The following is a 15603-nucleotide window of genomic DNA, read 5'->3' as shown; positions in this document are numbered from 1 at the left end:
CCCAACTTCAGCTGGGCACCGGCCTGTGCTTCATAGCGGTTGGTCGGCAGGGTCGCACTGATCCGCTCGCCATCGAACAGCAGCGAGTTGCCATGGTCGCCGCGCAGCCAGTTCACCGCGAAGAACGGCTGCACCCGGTTGCCCGTGGCGCTGTCGTGCCCGAACAGGCGTACGCCGACGCGTGATTCAAGCCCACCCGCACGGCCGTCCTGGACGATCGTGCCGTTGGCTTCCTGCAGGGTGTCACCCTTGTAGTCGGTGTAGGTCAGCTGCACCTGCGGCTGGATGAACCACGCGCTGCGCTCGCGGTTGACCAGCGTCCAGCTGTAGCCGGCTTCCAGCGACGCAGCACGGGTGGTGGCGTCGTACTTCTCCTTCGCCAGTGCCTCGCCCTGCACTTCGCTGTCGAAGCGCGCGTATTGCAGCCAACCGTCCACATAGGCACCGGTGCTTTCGCTGGCGCGCTGCACCCAGGTGCCATAGACACCCACGGCATCGCCCTTCACCTTGCCGCGCGTGCTGTAGCCGGTCACGTTGGAAACCGCCTGCGTATCCGCGCGGCCACTGGCCAACATCACACCGATCTGGCCACTGCTGGTGGTGCCCCAACGGGCTAGATCGCTGCCGATCTGCAGCACGTTGCTCTGGCTGCGCGCATCGATCTGGCCGCGTACATCGCCATGGACCTGATCACGGCCCACCCGCACCCAGGCACCGGCACGCTCGCCATCGAAGGCCCGCTCGCCGCGGTCATGGGCGCGCTGCTGGAACATGCGTGTGGCGATCGCCTGATTGGCGAGGTACGCGCCGGGTTCTGGGCGCAGCACTGGTACCGGGTCGACCGGACCCGGACCGGGGTCCGGATTGGGGTCCGGATTAGGGTCCGGATTCGGATCAGGGCCCGGACCAGGCCCAGGACCCGGATCGACCGGCGTGCAGGCAGGCAGCGTCGGATCGAGATCGCAAGGATCTCCGGTGTAGGAGGATCGCAGGTACCAGCCACCGTCACCCGGTGTGCTCACACCGCCCTTGTAGAGGAAGTACTCGTAGGCGCCCCCCACCGCACGGCCAGACAGGGCAAACGCTGCATCCGACGTACCGGCAACCGAAATCAACTGGATGCCTTCCACCGTCTGTGCGCCAGCTCCCCCGATGTTGTTGACCACGATGTTGCCGCTGCCCGAGGTGTTGCCGCCTACCAAAATCTTGTCCGACGGCGATGTGTCATCACCCAGCGGGCTGTTGAAGATGAGCGTGCCGCCATTGACGGCAAAGTCGCCTGCGACAGTGACTGTCTTGTAGCCCGGCGACGGTGCGGCAAAGGCCAGCGTGCCCGAGCCGATATCCAGCGTGCCGACGGTGGAATCAGCGGTGACATCCCAGCGGGCGGCGTCGGCCAGTGTCACCGCAGCTACATTGGAAAATGCACCGGTCACGATGGATGTTCCTGACAACGCCAGTGCAGCTACGTCGGTCAACAGCCCCTGCAACCGGGCCCCATCGGCCAACGTTACCGATGTGCTGCGTGTAACATCGCCTACCACGCTGGCAGTATCGGCGAGGCTCAACGTTGCGACATCTGTCAGCGTGCCTGTGATGTTGGCGCTGCCGACCAGGCGGACGGCACCCACGCTGTCCAGCTGCCCGGTCACGCGGGCGGTATCGGTGAGATCCAGCGTGGTGACGTTGGTCAAGTTGCCGGTCAGGCTGGCGCCATTGGTCAGATCGACGTCGGTGGTGGCGGTGGTGGCTGCCTGGATATTGCCAACCAGGTTGGATGCATCCACCAGCAGGGTGGCGCTGTTCGGGCCTAGTACCTCCAGGATGTTGCCGTTGCCGCCGGTCACTGTGGCGCCGTTGTACAGGGCGATCTCGGCCGCCGTGGGTACCGCTGCCGTCCCGTTGACCACGATCCCCGCACCGGTGGTGCCCACCAGATCTGAGCCATCCACCACCAGCGAGGTGGTGGTGTTGGTCGGCTCCACGGTACTGGTGATGCGATTGAAATATACCGCGTTGGCGTCACCGGTCACGGTGGAGCCATTGAGGATGTTGGCCCGGCCTAGGAACACTGCGATGCCATGACCCGCCTGGGTGACGGGATTCGTACCGCTGCGCGTGGCGCTGACGCTGGATCCATCCAGGGTGAACTGACCCCGCCCGCCGAGGCTGACGCCGATGCCTGCACCGGAGATGGTTGAACCGTTGGTGGCGGTCAATGACGATGTACTCGTGCCCGCTGCCGAACCAATCTCCTCGTTCAGGTACACGCCCCGGTCGCCGGTACTCGTCACCACAGACCCGCTGACGCTTGCCTGCGCATTTGTGATGAACAGCGCCGAGGGAGCTATGAAGCTCGCATTGACCGCCGTTAGTACCGAATCCCGATTTAGCCTCGTCGAATGGAGATTGGAGGCAGTGACGGTGACCACCGACCCGGCTGCGTCAAGCGATGAAGACACATTGTCTGCGGCGTTATCGAAGATCACCGTGGAATTGGTGGCGTTCGTATTGAGCCAGCCGCCGCCCGGGTTCACGGTCAGGGTCGCGCCGTTGGTCAGCGTCCAGGTTTCCGGCGTATCACCCGGGTTGACCGTCGCGCTGCCGCCGTTGAGGGTCCCTGCGAATGCAGCAGGTGAACTCACCAGCAGGGCCAACGCTACAGCGCCGGCGAGCCTGTTGGGCATACGGGATTGCGCAAGACTGCGATGCGACATCATGAAATCCTCGAGATGATCAGTGGGGGCCGATCTCCCGATAGGCCCAACTGCCGCGATGGTCCGGGTTTCAATATGGCACTTCTATGCAATTTATCCGAAAGCGCATCGGCATCCGCCCGCATTCACTTTGCGGTCATACTCACATCAGCGGGTGTCTAGACTGCTTCTAGACGGTGTGAAACTTGTGTGTACCTTTGGATGGAGAATGCGTCATTCTCCGAGTTGCACCGCCGGCATGGCCATCGAACGGCCCGGCCCCCCCCAATGAATTGGGAAGGTCCGACGGCAGCGTTGCCGACTGCGGTCAGGGATGCGCCAGCGCGTAATCGATCGCCGCACAGATCGCTGCCACCTGCGCATCATTGCACTGCTGCGGGGTGGCGCGCGGGCTGTCCGGGTAGACCTCGGTGGTGGTGGTGTATTTCGCGCCGCTGACGCTGGCGCACAGGCCCAGCTTTTCCAGCGGGTATTCGATCACCCCCGGGGCGACCACCGCAGAGCCGATGATCTCGCCTTTTTCGTCGGCCGGGGCGATGTGAGTGACCTGCTCGACCGCTGCGTTCACTGCGGTCTGGAAGGCCGGCTGCGGGTTTTCAGAGTCATCGACCAGATAGAAGCCATCCGGAATCAGACCCGGCTCGAATGGCTTGCCATCGCGCGCGGCCAAGGCCGGCCGGAACTCGGTTTCATCGGTGTCCGTGGTTTCGTGCAGGTCGATATGCATCACGATGCTGCCGCGCAGCGGCGCGACCAGCGCGATCAGCGCGGCCGATTCAGCCGCCGGGCTGTTGGCGATGAACGAGCGGTTCGGATCGATCGCATCGGCGTTCCAGCGCTGGATGCGCTCATAGCCCCACGGGCTGACGCAGGGCACGACCAGCAGGTTGGCGCGCCCGGCGTAGTCCGCTGCCCGGGTCTGCAGGAACTGCAGCGCGCCCTGCACGCCGCTGGTTTCGTAACCGTGGATACCGCCAGTGACCAGCATTGTCGGCAACGCCGGGTTCCAGTCGCGGCTGCGTACGGCAAACAACGGGTACTGGTCCGGGGCGTAATCGAGCGTACCGTACTGGGTCACATCGAACCCATCCCGCAGCGCGTCCACCGCTGGCAGCACGTCGTCGGCGTAGCGCCGCTGCGGCACCTGACAGGCGCGCCACTGCGCCTTCTCCGCTGCGCCCCAGGGCTGGCCGGGGGTGCCGATGGGATAGAAGGGGGCGTTGGTCATGGCGTGCTCGGGCTGTGCTGCGGCGTGGGCCGTGATTTTATCACTGCGGCACAGGCGGCCCTGCTTACGCCCGGGCAAGCTGCGCGATCGCCTCATCGACAGGCTGGTCGCCTTCGGTCAACTCGATGATCGTCTGCCGCACCTCAGGATGTTCCACCAGCGCCACCAGCGTGGCGGCCACATCGGCGCGCGGCACATCGCCGTACGCGATCGCCGGGCCGGCGGTGACGCGGCCGGTGCCCGGCGCATCGCTCAAGGTCCCCGGGCGCAGGATCACCCAATCCAGATCCGTCACGGCCAGATACACATCGGCGCGCTTCTTGACCGTCATGTAATTCTCGAAGCCCTCGCCCATGTCCTTGTTGCGGCCCGCCTCCGGGAATGCCGAGACCAGCAGGAAACGGCGCACGCCCGCCTGCCGGGCGGCATCCACGGCAAGTTCCAGGCCGCGGCCGTCGATGGCGTTGGTGACTTCGATACCCGCACCGCCAGCCCCCGCGGTAAAGACGACGACGTCGCAGCCGGCCATCTTGCCGGCCAGTGTCTCCACGTCGATCGCGGTGAGATCACCGCTGACCGGCATAGCGCCGAGGTCGCTCAACTCAGCGCCCTGCTCGGCGCGGCGATGCAGCGCATGCACACGATGCTGCTTGTCGGCCAACTGTGTGACCAGGTGGCGGCCGACCTTGCCGGCCGCGCCGATGATGAACACATTGCTCAAGAGGGTTCTCCTGTTTCGATCCGCCTGCAAGCGTACGCAGGCGGATGTGACATGACCGTCCCCGTCACGGAGCGTGGTTCAGCTACCGCTGTACTGCGCGTCGCTGACCTGCTCCATCCACGTCACCGGCGAGCCATCGACCGCTTCGGCGATCGCGATGTGCGTCATCGCGGTGGCGGCCTTCGCGCCATGCCAGTGCTTGACGCCCGGCGGGATCCAGACGATGTCGCCCGGGCGGATCTCACGGGCGGGCTTGCCCCATTCCTGCACGTTGCCCACGCCCGCGGTGACGATCAGGGTCTGGCCCAGCGGATGGGTATGCCAGGCGGTACGTGCACCGGCCTCGAAGGTGACCGTGGCACCGCCGACACGCGCGGGCGCATCGGTCTGGAACGGTGCATCGATGCGGACACGACCGGTGAAGTAGTCCGCCGGGCCGGCGGCGGAGGCGGCGGTTCCCGCGCTGGTGATGCGGATCGGCGCCGTTTCGGCGGGCACGACGGCGGCCATCGAAAGCGACAGTGCGGCGGTGAACAGGTCCATGGAGGCATCTCCTGAAGCAACGGCGGCGCCCGCCGGGAATACCCACTGTAGGCCTGCCCCCGCACCGGTACTAGCCGCCGCAATCAGCATGCAGCCATAACCACAGCTCATCAATCGAGAAACAACGCCACTTGAGTTCATCAGTCGGCCGCGCTCATCATGGGCTGGCATGACTGCCATGCGCCCTTGGCCCTGCCCCGTGGCCCGCGAAAATTTCAACGATCTGCAGGTGTTCGTCACCGTCGCGCGCGAGCGCAGCTTCACCCGCGCGGCAGCGCAGCTGGGCGTCTCGCAGTCCGCGCTCAGCCACACCGTGCGCGGCCTGGAAGAGCGCCTCGGCGTGCGCCTGCTGACCCGTACCACGCGCAGTGTCTCGATGACCGAGGCGGGCGAGCGGCTGTATGACACCGTCGCCCCGCGCATGCAGGAGATCGAGGCCGAGGTCGCCGCGATCAGCGAGTACCGCGACCGCCCGGCCGGGACGATCCGCATCACCACGGCCGAGCATGCGGCCAACGCCATCGTCTGGCCGCGGCTGTCGGCGGTGCTCCCGGCCTATCCCGATCTGCATGTGGAACTGACCATCGACTACGGCCTGGCCGACATCGTCGCCCAGCGTTATGACATCGGCATCCGCCTGGGCGGCCGCGTGGCCAAGGACATGATCGCGGTCCCGATCAGCCCGCCGCTGCGCATGGCGATCGTGGCCAGTCCGGCCTATTTCCTGACGAATACCGCGCCACAGCTACCGGCCGACCTGGCCGCGCACAACTGTATCGGGCTGCGTCTGCCTACCCACGGTGGGCTGATGGTGTGGGACCTGGAGAAGGACGGCGAGGAGGTGAACGTGCGCGTTGACGGCCAATGGACCTTCAACGGCAGCAGCGCGATCCGTCGCGCCGCGCTGGCCGGTGCCGGCCTGGCCTATCTGCCCGAGGACATGGTGCTCGAAGACATCGCCGCCGGTGCACTGCGGCGTGTCATGGAAGACTGGTGCGATCCGTTCGACGGGTACTACGCCTACTACCCCAGCCGCCGGCAATCCTCCAGCGCGATGAAGGTCGTGATCGAGGCACTACGCGCAGGCCGTTAGAGCCGACCAACGGTCGGCTCTACGGTGCACATCAGGGGCGCAGCAGCACCTTGCCGTTGCGGCCGGGCTCCAGACTGGCCTTGGCGGCAGCGGCCACCTCATCCAGCCCGAACACACCGTCCACCGGCAGGCTCAATCCACCGCGCGCGGCCAGCTGCAGCAGCTCGCCGACGAGGCGACGCTTGTCATCCGGCGCCATCGCCTGACTGACCTTGCTGCCCCAGAAACCCTTCACCGTGGCCTGTTTGAAGATCACATCGCCCGAGCTGAGCTGCATCGGCTCGCCGGTCATCGAGCCGAACGAGACCAGCGTGCCGCCATCACCCAGCAGCGTCATCAACTCGCTGCTGGCGCGCCCGCCGACCGAATCCACGGCCGCTGCGATTGACGCCTTGCCGAGCTTGGCCTGCACCTGCGCCATCCAGTCGGACTGCGCCGTGGAGATCGTGTGGTCGATGCCCAGCTCAGCCATTTCTGCCACGCCGGCATCGCGCCGCACCAGGTTGATGCAATGCACGCCACGCGCCTTGGCCAACATCGCCAGGGCCTTGCCGACCGCGCCATTGGCGGCGTTCTGGAGAATCCACTGGCCTTCCTTCACCTGCAGGAATTCCAGCAGCATCAGCGCACTGAGCGGCATGGCGATCAGCTGCGCGGCGGTGTTGTCGTCGATGCTGTCCGGCATGGGGATGACCATGCGCGCCGGCGCGACGAAGTACTCGGCCCAGGTGCCATGTACGGAGGCAGCGCTGACCCGCTGGCCGACCTTCAGGCCGTCGACGCCCTCGCCCAGCGCGTCGATCACGCCGGTGCCTTCGCTGCCACCGATGGCGGGAAGCTCGGGCTTGTAGCCGTACTGGCCACGCACGGTCCACAGGTCGTGGTTGTGGATGGGGGTGAGCACGGTGCGGATGCGCACCTCACCGGCAGCGGGGGCCGGCTGCGGCACATCACCGCCGTGCAGAACCTGGGTAGGATCGCCAAAAGTGGTATGGATCGCAGCGCGCATCAGTGGCGCTCCTTCATCACGATGTTCATGGGGGGTCTCCTGCAGAAAAAATCAACGACGATGACGGTGGGCGGCGGCGATCGCGCGCGGCTGGCGGTACGCGCGTACGCGCAGCCACACGGTCTGGATCACCACGATGATGATCAGCACCAGCGCCAGGGTGGCGATGTTGGCCGCGCCCGGCAGGTCCCAGCCGGACTGCTTGACGTACATGCCGGCCAGCGCCCAGATGACGGCGGCCGGGTAAGCGAAGTGGCCGCGCAGCAGTTGGTTGACCACCAGCACCAGCAGCGTGGCCGCAACCAGCAGCACGAGGCTCCAGCCGAGCATGTTGTCGGTCGGCAGCCAGCCGTAGGCGACGATCACCTGTGCGGTATTGAGGAACGCGGCCAGTGACAGCCAGCCAGCGTGCAGGCCGAGTGGATAGGCGGCCCAGGCGCGCTGACCGCCCGGTGCGGTGACTGGCGAGGCGCGGTACGCCGCCACGATCAGGCAGAGCAAGGCGGCCCAGATGATCGCCAGCGCGGGCAGAAACCACTGGTTGGAGAAGACCGGCATCCAGGCAGCGGTCAACGCGAAGCCGGCTGCGGCCCACGGGCGAACTCCGGTGATGTCCGGCTTGCGCAGGCGCAGCTGCCAGAACCCGAACAGCACGTCCCACAGGAAGATCACGCCCCAGATGGCGAAGGCATACCCGGCCGCAACCAGCAGGGTCGGGTACTGGTCGGACACTGCACCGTTGGTCGGGCCGAACATGCCGGTCTGTGAGAACCACGCCACCACGGGCATGGCCAATGCGGCCAACAACACGATCCAACGCATGCATCCACTCCAGCTGAAAAGAGCGGTGACGATACGCGGTTCAGGGTTAAGGCGTTGGGATGCCCCAAATTGCAAAGCCTTACTAACATAGCCTCTGCTATATTGCGGCCGTGGACATCCCGCGCCGCCCCGAGCCTCCCCCCGCCTGGCCCTCCTCTGCCGGGCATACACCCAGCCTGGGCGAGATGAACGCCAGCGTCGCGGTGCCGAGCGGCGGCCATTGGTGGTTCCGCCTGCTGGCCTTCCTCGGCCCGGGCTACATGATCTCGGTCGGCTACATGGACCCCGGCAACTGGGCGACGGACATCGCCGGTGGCGCGCAGTTCGGCTACCTGCTGCTCTCGGTGATCCTGCTCTCCAACCTGATGGCGATCGTGCTGCAGGGGCTGTCGGCACGTCTGGGTATCGCGACCGGCCGTGATCTGGCACAGGCCTGCCGCGACCACTACTCGCGTCCGGTCAACCTGGGGCTGTGGCTGCTGTGCGAGATCGCGATCATCGCCTGCGACCTGGCCGAGGTGATCGGCACCGCGATCGCCCTGAAGCTGTTGTTCGGCATCCCGCTGCTGGCCGGCGCGATCATCACCGCGGTGGACGTGGTGCTGGTGCTGCTGCTGATGAACCGTGGCTTCCGCGCGTTGGAAGCGTTCGTGATCGCGTTGCTGCTGGTGATCTTCGGTTGCTTTGCGATCCAGATGGTCATCGCGGCGCCGCCGCTGCAGGCGGTGCTTGCAGGCTTCATCCCCCACGCGCAGGTGGTGACCGATCCCAAGGCGCTGTACCTGGCGATCGGCATCATCGGTGCCACCGTGATGCCACACAATCTGTACCTGCACTCGTCCATCGTGCAGACCCGTGCCTATCCGCGCACCGATGCCGGGCGCCGCAGTGCGCTGCGGTGGGCGGTAACGGACAGCACCATCGCGTTGATGCTCGCCCTGTTCATCAACGCCTCGATCCTGATCCTGGCCGCCGCGGTGTTCCATGCGCACGGCCGCACCGACGTGCAGGAGATCAAGCAGGCATATGAACTGCTGGCGCCGATGCTCGGTGTCGGGCTCGCCTCGACGTTGTTCGCGGTCGCCCTGCTCGCCTCGGGCATCAACTCCACGGTGACCGCGACGCTGGCCGGGCAGATCGTGATGGAAGGTTTTCTGCGCCTGCGGATCGCTCCCTGGGCGCGCCGGCTGATCACCCGCGGCATCGCGATCGTACCGGTGGTGGTGGTCACGGCCATCTACGGCGAGCAAGGCACCGCGCGCTTGCTGGTGCTGAGCCAGGTGCTGCTGTCGATGCAGCTGCCGTTCGCGGTGGTGCCACTGGTGCGGTTCGTCTCGGACAAGGCCAAGATGGGGGCGCTGGTGGCGCCGCGGTGGCTGATCGTGCTGTCCTGGCTGATCGGCGGCCTGATCATCGTGTTGAACGTGAAGCTGCTGGTGGATGTGTGGCGGGGCTGAGCGGTGGCACTTGACCTCAACGTTGATTGAGGTGGCACAGTGCGGTTTCCTCATCCCGCTGGCAGCCCCAGATCGAGCCCTGCAATGACCGACACCTCGCAGCACGCGCTATGGAATGGCCCCGCCGGTGAGGCCTGGGTGGAGGCACAACGCATCCTCGATCAGATGTTCGCACCGCTCGCCAGCCACCTGCTGGATGCGATCCCGTCGGGCGAGAATCTGCACGTACTCGATGTGGGCTGTGGGACCGGCGCGGTGGCGCTGGCCATTGCCGGGCAGCTGGGGCCGCAGGGGCACGTCACCGGGGTCGACATCTCGGCGCCGATGATCACGCTGGCGCGCGCCCGCGCGCAGCAGGCCGGGCTGCCGGTGGACGTGGACTTCATCGTCGCCGACGCGCAGCAACACGTCTTCTTACCGGGCAGCCTTGACCGCATCGTGTCGCGCTTCGGGGTGATGTTCTTCGATGACCCGGTGCAGGCCTTCGGTCAGTTGCAGCGCGCCGCCAAACGCGGCGGCGTGCTTCAGGCACTGGCCTGGCGCGGGCCGGACGAGAACGCGTTCATGACCACCGCCGAGCGCGCCGCCGCATCCTGGCTGCCGTTGCCGCCCCGCCAGCCCGGCGCGCCAGGACAGTTTGCGTTCGCCGACCCTGCACCGGTCGAGGCGATACTGAGAGACAGCGGCTGGGAGGACATCGAGGTGCTCCCGCTGGACGTGGTATGCCATATCGACCGTGCCGACCTGGCTACGTATGTGGCGTTGCTGGGGCCGGTCGGAAGCGCGCTGAGGGCGCCGGACCTTGATGGAGCAACCCGCACACAGGTGCTGGAGGTGGTCATGGCCGCGTTCGCCCCCTTCATCGAAGGCGATGTGGTGACCTTTACCGCGGCCTGTTGGGAGGTGCGTGCGCGGGCGTGGTGAGCCGTTCCCCGGGGCACCGACCCACTGCCGGCACCCCGCGCGTCATGGCAGCCGCATGCGCAGCTTCTCCACGATCGCCTGCTCGCTCATCGCGTAGCCGTACACGTCCTGGAGTTGCCCGTCGGCGCCAAGCAGGAACCACGATGCCGTGTGCTCGAAGGTGGCCGTCTCGCCTTCGCCGACCCGGCGATAGCTGACGCCCAAGCTCTCGGCGATGGCGCGGGTGCCTGCCTCGTCGCCCGCAAGGCCCAGGAAGGTGGTATCGAAGGCAGACAGGTAGTCGCGCAGATGTGCCGGCGTATCACGCTGCGGATCCACCGTGACGAAGGCGACCTGCAGGTCGTCGGCGGCCGGCCCCAGCAACCGCTTGATCTGCACCGCCTTGACCAGGCTCAGCGGGCACACTTCGGGACAATGGGTAAAGCCGAAGAACAGCAGCGTCGGCCTCCCTTTCAGATCACGGATCGTGAGCGTGCGTCCGTCACTGCTCTCCAGCTTGACCGCGCCGAGCGCGGCCTGACCCATCACCGGTGCCTGGCCGTCGGCACAGCCTGCCAGCATCGCCAGCGTCACGATACCTGCCGCCAACCAGCGCTTCACTTGGCCGCCCCGTGGGCGACCAGGCCATCGCGCACGGTGAACTCCACCACCTGCGCTGCGCTGCATGCGAACTGCAGCCGGATCCGTACCGTCTGCCCCACCGACAGCGGCCGCTTGGGGGTCAGCAGCATCAGGTGGTAACCGCCAGGCTCCAGCGTCGTTACACGGCCTCCGGGCAGGGCCAGACCATCAGGCAGCGCCTCCATGCGCATTACTTCCCCGTCCATGCGCATGGCATGGATCTGCACCTCGGCAAACGCCGAGGACGAGGCCGACAGCAGCCGGTCGGACCCGCCGCCGTTATGCAGCTGCACGTAGCCGGCCGCCACGTTCGCGGCCGGCGGTGGCAGACGGATCCACGGTTCGCTGACCGACACCGTTGCCGCGGTGCGGGTCTGCGGCGCTGCGGCCACCACCGGCATCACGGTAACGGACAGGACCAGTGCGATCAGCATGGCACCGCAGCGTGACCGGCTCATGGCGCGGCCGACATCTGCATCGGCATCATGTTGAGGTTGGCGTTGTGCATCACCCACAGCGAGCCGGCCACCACGATGGCGATCAGGAACGCGGTGCACAGGAAGATGCCCGTGTTCTCGCGCTGGCTGCGCCCCGCCCCGATGTGCAGGAACAGCACCAGCTGGGCGATCAGCTGCACCACGCACAGCACCACGATGGCGGTCAGCCGGAGTGGCTGCGGGACCAGATCGGTCATGACCACGCCAAACGAGGCACCGGTCAGCACCAGGCACAGCAGCAGGCCGAGGATGTAGCCCTTCAGGGTGGCGTGGCCGCTCATACGAACTCCCGCAAATAGACGAAGGTGAACACACAGATCCAGATCAGATCCAGGAAGTGCCAGAACAGGCTCAGGCAGGCCAGGCGGCGGCGGACGATGCCGTCCAGGCCGAACTTGAGCACCTGGTGGATCATGATCGCCAGCCACAGCAGGCCGAAGGTGACGTGCAGGCCGTGGGTGGCCACCAGCGTGAAGTACGCCGACAGATACGCACTCACGTCCGGGGTGGCGCCTTCATAGATCAGCTCGGCGAACTCGTACAGCTCCATGCCGATGAAGACCGCCCCAAGCATGCCGGTCACGGCCAGCCAGCCCACCACCTGGTTGCGCTTGCCCGCCTGCATGCCAAGCATCGCCAGGCCGAAGGTGAAGCTGCTGAGCAGCAGCACCACCGTCTCGGAGAGCACGAAACCGAGCTTGAACAAGTCCTTGCCGCTGGGGCCATCGGCTGTTCCGTTGAGCAGCACGCCGAAGGTGGCGAACAGCACCGCGAAGATCAGGCAGTCGCCCATCAGGTACATCCAGAACCCGACGACGGTCTTGTTGCCGTCGTCGTGGTGCTCATGGGCGTGGTCGTGATGACCAGCCGCGAGCTGCCCGTGCTGCGCGGCAGCGGTCAGGGTATCGCCGCTCATGCCTTGGCTCCTTCCATATGCGCGAAGTGCGCCCCTTCGATGCGCTTCACCTCGGCGGCGGGCACGTAATAGTCCACATCTCGGTCGTACGAACGCAGCACAAAGGTCGCGATCACGCCGATCAGGCCGATGCCTGCCAGCACCCACATATGCCAGACCAGGGCGAAGCACAGGATCAGGCTGAACACCGAGATCACCACACCCGATGCGGTGTTGCGTGGCATGTGGATGTCCTCGTAGCTGTCCTGGCGCTGCCAGGCACGGCCGTGCTGCTTGTCGTCCCAATGCTGCTCCAGCGAGGTGATCGCCGGCAGCTTGGCGAAGTTGTAGAACGGCGGTGGCGAAGACGTGGCCCACTCCAGGCTGCGCGCATTCCACGGGTCGCCGGTGAGATCCATATTGGCCTTGCGGTCACGCACGCTGACATAGAACTGGATGAACATCGCGGCGATACCGGCGGCAATCACCAGTGCACCGATGGCGGCCACGATCAGCCACGGCTGGTAGCCCTCCACGCCGTAGTGGTTCATGCGGCGGGTCATGCCCTTGAAGCCCAGCACGTACAGCGGCATGAAGGCCAGATAGAAGCCGACCAGCCAGCACCAGAACGAGATCTTGCCCCAGCGCTCGTTGAGGGTGAAGCCAAACGCCTTCGGGAACCAGAAGCTGATGCCCGCCAGGCAGCCGAACACCACGCCGCCGATGATGACGTTATGGAAGTGCGCGATCAGGAACAGGCTGTTGTGCAGCACGAAATCCGCACCCGGAATCGCCAGCATCACGCCGGTCATGCCGCCCAGGGCGAAGGTGACCATGAAGCCGATCGTCCACAAGGTCGAGGAGTGGTAGCGGATCCGGCCGCGATACATGGTGAACAGCCAGTTGAACAGCTTCACGCCGGTGGGGATCGAGATGATCGAGGTCATGATGCCGAAGAAGGCATTCACGTTCGCGCCCGAGCCCATGGTGAAGAAGTGGTGCAGCCACACGAAGAACGACAGGATGCCAATCGACGAGGTCGCATAGACCATCGAGCGGTAGCCGAACAGCGGCTTGCCCGAGAACGTGGCGATGATCTCCGAGAACGCACCGAAGCACGGCAGGATCAGGACGTAGACTTCCGGGTGGCCCCAGATCCAGATCAGGTTGACGTACATCATGGCGTTGCCGCCGGCATCATTGGTGAAGAAATGCATCCCGAAGTAGCGGTCCATGGTCAGCAGCGCCAGGGTCGCGGTCAGCACCGGGAAGATCGCCACGATCAGGATGTTGGTGATCAGCGCGGTCCAGGTGAACACCGGCATCTTCATCAGGTCCATGCCCGGCGCACGCATCTTGAGGATGGTGACGATGAAGTTCAGACCGGTCAGGGTGGTGCCGATGCCGGACACCTGCAATGACCAGATGTAGTAGTCCACGCCCACCGTGGGGCTGTAGTCGATCCCGGACAACGGCGGGTACGCCACCCAGCCGGTCGCGGCGAAATCGCCGACGAACATCGACAGCATCACCAGCACCGCGCCCACCGCCGACAACCAGAAGCTCAGCGAGTTGACGAACGGGAAGGCGACGTCGCGCGCGCCGATCTGCAGCGGCACCACGATGTTCATCAGGCCCACGATCAGCGGCGTCGCCACGAAAAAGATCATGATCACGCCATGCGCGGTGAAGATCTGGTCGTAGTGCTCCGGCGGCAGGTAGCCGGCGCTGTCGTTGGCGGCGATGGCCTGCTGGGCGCGCATCATCAGTGCATCGGCGAAGCCGCGCACCAGCATGACCAGGGCCAGGATGATGTACATCACGCCGATCTTCTTGTGGTCCACCGAGGTGATCCACTCGGTCCAGATATAGCCCCACTTGTTGTAGTACGTGATGGCCGCGATGATCGCCGCCCCCAGCAGCAGCGAACCCGCCAGCGCCGACATGATGATCGGGTCGTGGTAGGGAATCGCCTCGAGGTTCAACTTTCCAAGCACAATCAATTCTCCGCGGTACGGCTGGCAGGTGCGGCCAGGCTCACGAGTTGGGTTTTCGCGCCGGGCGCTTCACCGGGCAGGCAGATTTCGTCGTCAGGCATGCCGCCGTAGCGGCGCAGGATGCTGTCGAACAGTCCGGTGTCCACGCTGGCGAAACGCTGCATCGGCGCGCCATGGGTGGGCTTCTCCAGTTCGGCCAGACGGGCCTGGCCCAGGTGTTCGGCGGTGCCGCGCGACTGCGCCAACCATTGCTCGAAGTCGGCTTCGGTCATGACCCGCGCATCGAACTTCATGTCCGAGAAGCCCGCGCCGCTGTACGCCGAGGACATGCCGGCATAGGTACCGGGCGTGTGCCCGATCAGGTGCAGGCGGCTCTGCATGGCCGGCATGGTGTAGACCATGCTGCCCAGCTGCGGCACGAAAAAGGCGTTCATCATCGACTCGGAAGTCAGCTTGAACGCGACCGGCGTATCGACCGGCATCACCAGCTCGTTGACCGTGGCCACGTTGTGGTCCGGATAGATGAAGAGCCATTTCCAGTTGAGCGACACCACTTCCACGCGCAGCGGCGCCTTGTCCGATTCGATCGGGCGGTACGGGTCCAGTGCGTGGGTACTCTTCCAGATCAACACGCCGAGGACGACCACGATCAGGCACGGAATCGTCCACACCACCACTTCGATCGCGGTGGAATGCGACCAGGTCGGTGCGTACGTGGCCTCCTTGTTGGACTCGCGGTAGTGCCACGCGAAGTACAGCGTGAGGATGATCACCGGGATCACCACCAGCAGCATCAGGCCGGTGCAGACCAGGATCAGCTCCATTTCCTGCTCGGCGATGCTGCCCATGGGGTTGAACAGCTCCAGGTTCTTGCACCCTGTGAGCAGTGGCAGCAGTGCTGCCAGGCCGAACCAGCGTCCGGCGCGGGCTCGAGCGGCCAACGCGGCGCGGCGAGCGGGATGTGTAGCGGGGTTCATGCGTGACGGCCCTTCCAACGCAGTGCCGGGCCGGGCGGCCCGGATCATGAAAAGTGGCGAACACCCCCCTGCATGACCGATATGCATGGGGGGTGCCCGCCG

General features: G+C 65.7%; 15 protein-coding genes. 3 read left to right on the top strand and 12 right to left on the bottom strand.

The window, feature by feature from the left end; translation table 11 throughout:
- The 4 genes from AC13F7_RS13120 to AC13F7_RS13105 all read right to left on the bottom strand — a co-directional run.
- Nucleotides 1–2687, bottom strand: a 2687-nt coding sequence (locus AC13F7_RS13120) for an autotransporter family protein (RefSeq protein WP_483000999.1), incomplete at its 3' end; no start/stop codon positions are given.
- A gap of 337 nt (nucleotides 2688–3024) precedes the next feature.
- Nucleotides 3025–3945: a M14 family metallopeptidase gene (locus tag AC13F7_RS13115; RefSeq protein ID WP_483000994.1), complete on the bottom strand. Its 921-nt coding sequence runs from the start codon at nucleotides 3943–3945 to the stop codon at nucleotides 3025–3027.
- Between the two features lie 64 nt (nucleotides 3946–4009).
- A complete protein-coding gene (locus AC13F7_RS13110) occupies nucleotides 4010–4657 on the bottom strand; it encodes an SDR family oxidoreductase (protein ID WP_483001061.1) in 648 nt (215 codons plus the stop codon).
- Nucleotides 4658–4744: 87 nt separating this feature from the next.
- Nucleotides 4745–5209 carry a (R)-mandelonitrile lyase gene (locus AC13F7_RS13105; RefSeq protein ID WP_483000990.1) on the bottom strand — a complete coding sequence of 155 codons (465 nt, stop codon included), beginning with the start codon at nucleotides 5207–5209 and terminating at the stop codon, nucleotides 4745–4747.
- 199 nt (nucleotides 5210–5408) lie between these two features.
- Here AC13F7_RS13105 and AC13F7_RS13100 point away from each other — a divergent pair, with 199 nt between their 5' ends.
- Nucleotides 5409–6302, top strand: coding sequence for a LysR family transcriptional regulator (locus AC13F7_RS13100; RefSeq protein ID WP_483000988.1), 894 nt, complete (start codon nucleotides 5409–5411; stop codon nucleotides 6300–6302).
- 31 nt (nucleotides 6303–6333) lie between these two features.
- Here AC13F7_RS13100 and AC13F7_RS13095 read toward each other — a convergent pair whose 3' ends face one another.
- Both AC13F7_RS13095 and AC13F7_RS13090 read right to left on the bottom strand, forming a co-directional pair.
- Nucleotides 6334–7311: a zinc-binding dehydrogenase gene (locus AC13F7_RS13095; RefSeq protein WP_481467587.1), complete on the bottom strand. Its 978-nt coding sequence runs from the start codon at nucleotides 7309–7311 to the stop codon at nucleotides 6334–6336.
- Between the two features lie 51 nt (nucleotides 7312–7362).
- Nucleotides 7363–8133 (bottom strand): hypothetical protein, encoded by a 771-nt coding sequence (locus tag AC13F7_RS13090; RefSeq protein ID WP_483000984.1) that lies wholly within the window; start codon nucleotides 8131–8133, stop codon nucleotides 7363–7365.
- Between the two features lie 116 nt (nucleotides 8134–8249).
- Between AC13F7_RS13090 and AC13F7_RS13085 the strand changes: the two genes are divergently transcribed.
- Both AC13F7_RS13085 and AC13F7_RS13080 read left to right on the top strand, forming a co-directional pair.
- The gene (locus AC13F7_RS13085; protein ID WP_483001057.1) at nucleotides 8250–9590 is read left to right on the top strand and encodes an Nramp family divalent metal transporter; all 1341 of its coding nucleotides are present in this window, start codon (nucleotides 8250–8252) and stop codon (nucleotides 9588–9590) included.
- 84 nt (nucleotides 9591–9674) lie between these two features.
- A complete protein-coding gene (locus AC13F7_RS13080; RefSeq protein WP_483000981.1) occupies nucleotides 9675–10514 on the top strand; it encodes a class I SAM-dependent methyltransferase in 840 nt (279 codons plus the stop codon).
- 42 nt (nucleotides 10515–10556) lie between these two features.
- On the opposite strand, the gene AC13F7_RS13075 is transcribed toward AC13F7_RS13080, so the two are convergent.
- Genes AC13F7_RS13075 through cyoA form a run of 6 tightly spaced genes read right to left on the bottom strand, consistent with a single transcriptional unit; the run spans nucleotide 10557 to nucleotide 15501 of the window.
- Complete coding sequence (locus AC13F7_RS13075) at nucleotides 10557–11114, bottom strand: SCO family protein (RefSeq protein ID WP_483000978.1); 558 nt, start codon at nucleotides 11112–11114, stop codon at nucleotides 10557–10559.
- Complete coding sequence (locus AC13F7_RS13070; RefSeq protein ID WP_483000974.1) at nucleotides 11111–11593, bottom strand: copper chaperone PCu(A)C; 483 nt, start codon at nucleotides 11591–11593, stop codon at nucleotides 11111–11113. Before AC13F7_RS13070 ends, AC13F7_RS13075 begins: the two co-directional genes overlap by 4 nt.
- Entirely contained in the window at nucleotides 11590–11913 is a 324-nt protein-coding gene (gene cyoD / locus AC13F7_RS13065) for a cytochrome o ubiquinol oxidase subunit IV (RefSeq protein ID WP_483000971.1), read from the bottom strand. Before cyoD ends, AC13F7_RS13070 begins: the two co-directional genes overlap by 4 nt.
- The gene (gene cyoC / locus AC13F7_RS13060) at nucleotides 11910–12548 is read right to left on the bottom strand and encodes a cytochrome o ubiquinol oxidase subunit III (RefSeq protein ID WP_483000969.1); all 639 of its coding nucleotides are present in this window, start codon (nucleotides 12546–12548) and stop codon (nucleotides 11910–11912) included. Before cyoC ends, cyoD begins: the two co-directional genes overlap by 4 nt.
- Nucleotides 12545–14524: a cytochrome o ubiquinol oxidase subunit I gene (cyoB, locus tag AC13F7_RS13055; RefSeq protein ID WP_483000966.1), complete on the bottom strand. Its 1980-nt coding sequence runs from the start codon at nucleotides 14522–14524 to the stop codon at nucleotides 12545–12547. The genes cyoC and cyoB overlap by 4 nt, the downstream gene beginning before the upstream one ends.
- A 2-nt stretch (nucleotides 14525–14526) precedes the next feature.
- Nucleotides 14527–15501 carry a ubiquinol oxidase subunit II gene (gene cyoA / locus AC13F7_RS13050; RefSeq protein ID WP_483000963.1) on the bottom strand — a complete coding sequence of 325 codons (975 nt, stop codon included), beginning with the start codon at nucleotides 15499–15501 and terminating at the stop codon, nucleotides 14527–14529.
- Nucleotides 15502–15603: the final 102 nt, after the last annotated feature.

This window comes from Stenotrophomonas sp. K-6 (assembly GCF_056861555.1).
Note: the sequence above shows the minus strand (reverse complement) of the source record. Positions and strands in the feature narration are given on the sequence as shown.

What these genes read in the sequence shown, in the direction of transcription:
- cyoA (WP_483000963.1), bottom strand. Translation starts at nt 15,501, where the DNA reads ATGAACCCCGCTACACATCCCGCTCGCCGCGCCGCGTTGGCCGCTCGA.
- AC13F7_RS13070 (WP_483000974.1), bottom strand. Translation starts at nt 11,593, where the DNA reads ATGAGCCGGTCACGCTGCGGTGCCATGCTGATCGCACTGGTCCTGTCC.
- cyoC (WP_483000969.1), bottom strand. Translation starts at nt 12,548, where the DNA reads ATGAGCGGCGATACCCTGACCGCTGCCGCGCAGCACGGGCAGCTCGCG.
- AC13F7_RS13080 (WP_483000981.1), top strand. Translation starts at nt 9,675, where the DNA reads ATGACCGACACCTCGCAGCACGCGCTATGGAATGGCCCCGCCGGTGAG.
- AC13F7_RS13115 (WP_483000994.1), bottom strand. Translation starts at nt 3,945, where the DNA reads ATGACCAACGCCCCCTTCTATCCCATCGGCACCCCCGGCCAGCCCTGG.
- AC13F7_RS13105 (WP_483000990.1), bottom strand. Translation starts at nt 5,209, where the DNA reads ATGGACCTGTTCACCGCCGCACTGTCGCTTTCGATGGCCGCCGTCGTG.
- cyoD (WP_483000971.1), bottom strand. Translation starts at nt 11,913, where the DNA reads ATGAGCGGCCACGCCACCCTGAAGGGCTACATCCTCGGCCTGCTGCTG.
- AC13F7_RS13090 (WP_483000984.1), bottom strand. Translation starts at nt 8,133, where the DNA reads ATGCGTTGGATCGTGTTGTTGGCCGCATTGGCCATGCCCGTGGTGGCG.
- AC13F7_RS13095 (WP_481467587.1), bottom strand. Translation starts at nt 7,311, where the DNA reads ATGCGCGCTGCGATCCATACCACTTTTGGCGATCCTACCCAGGTTCTG.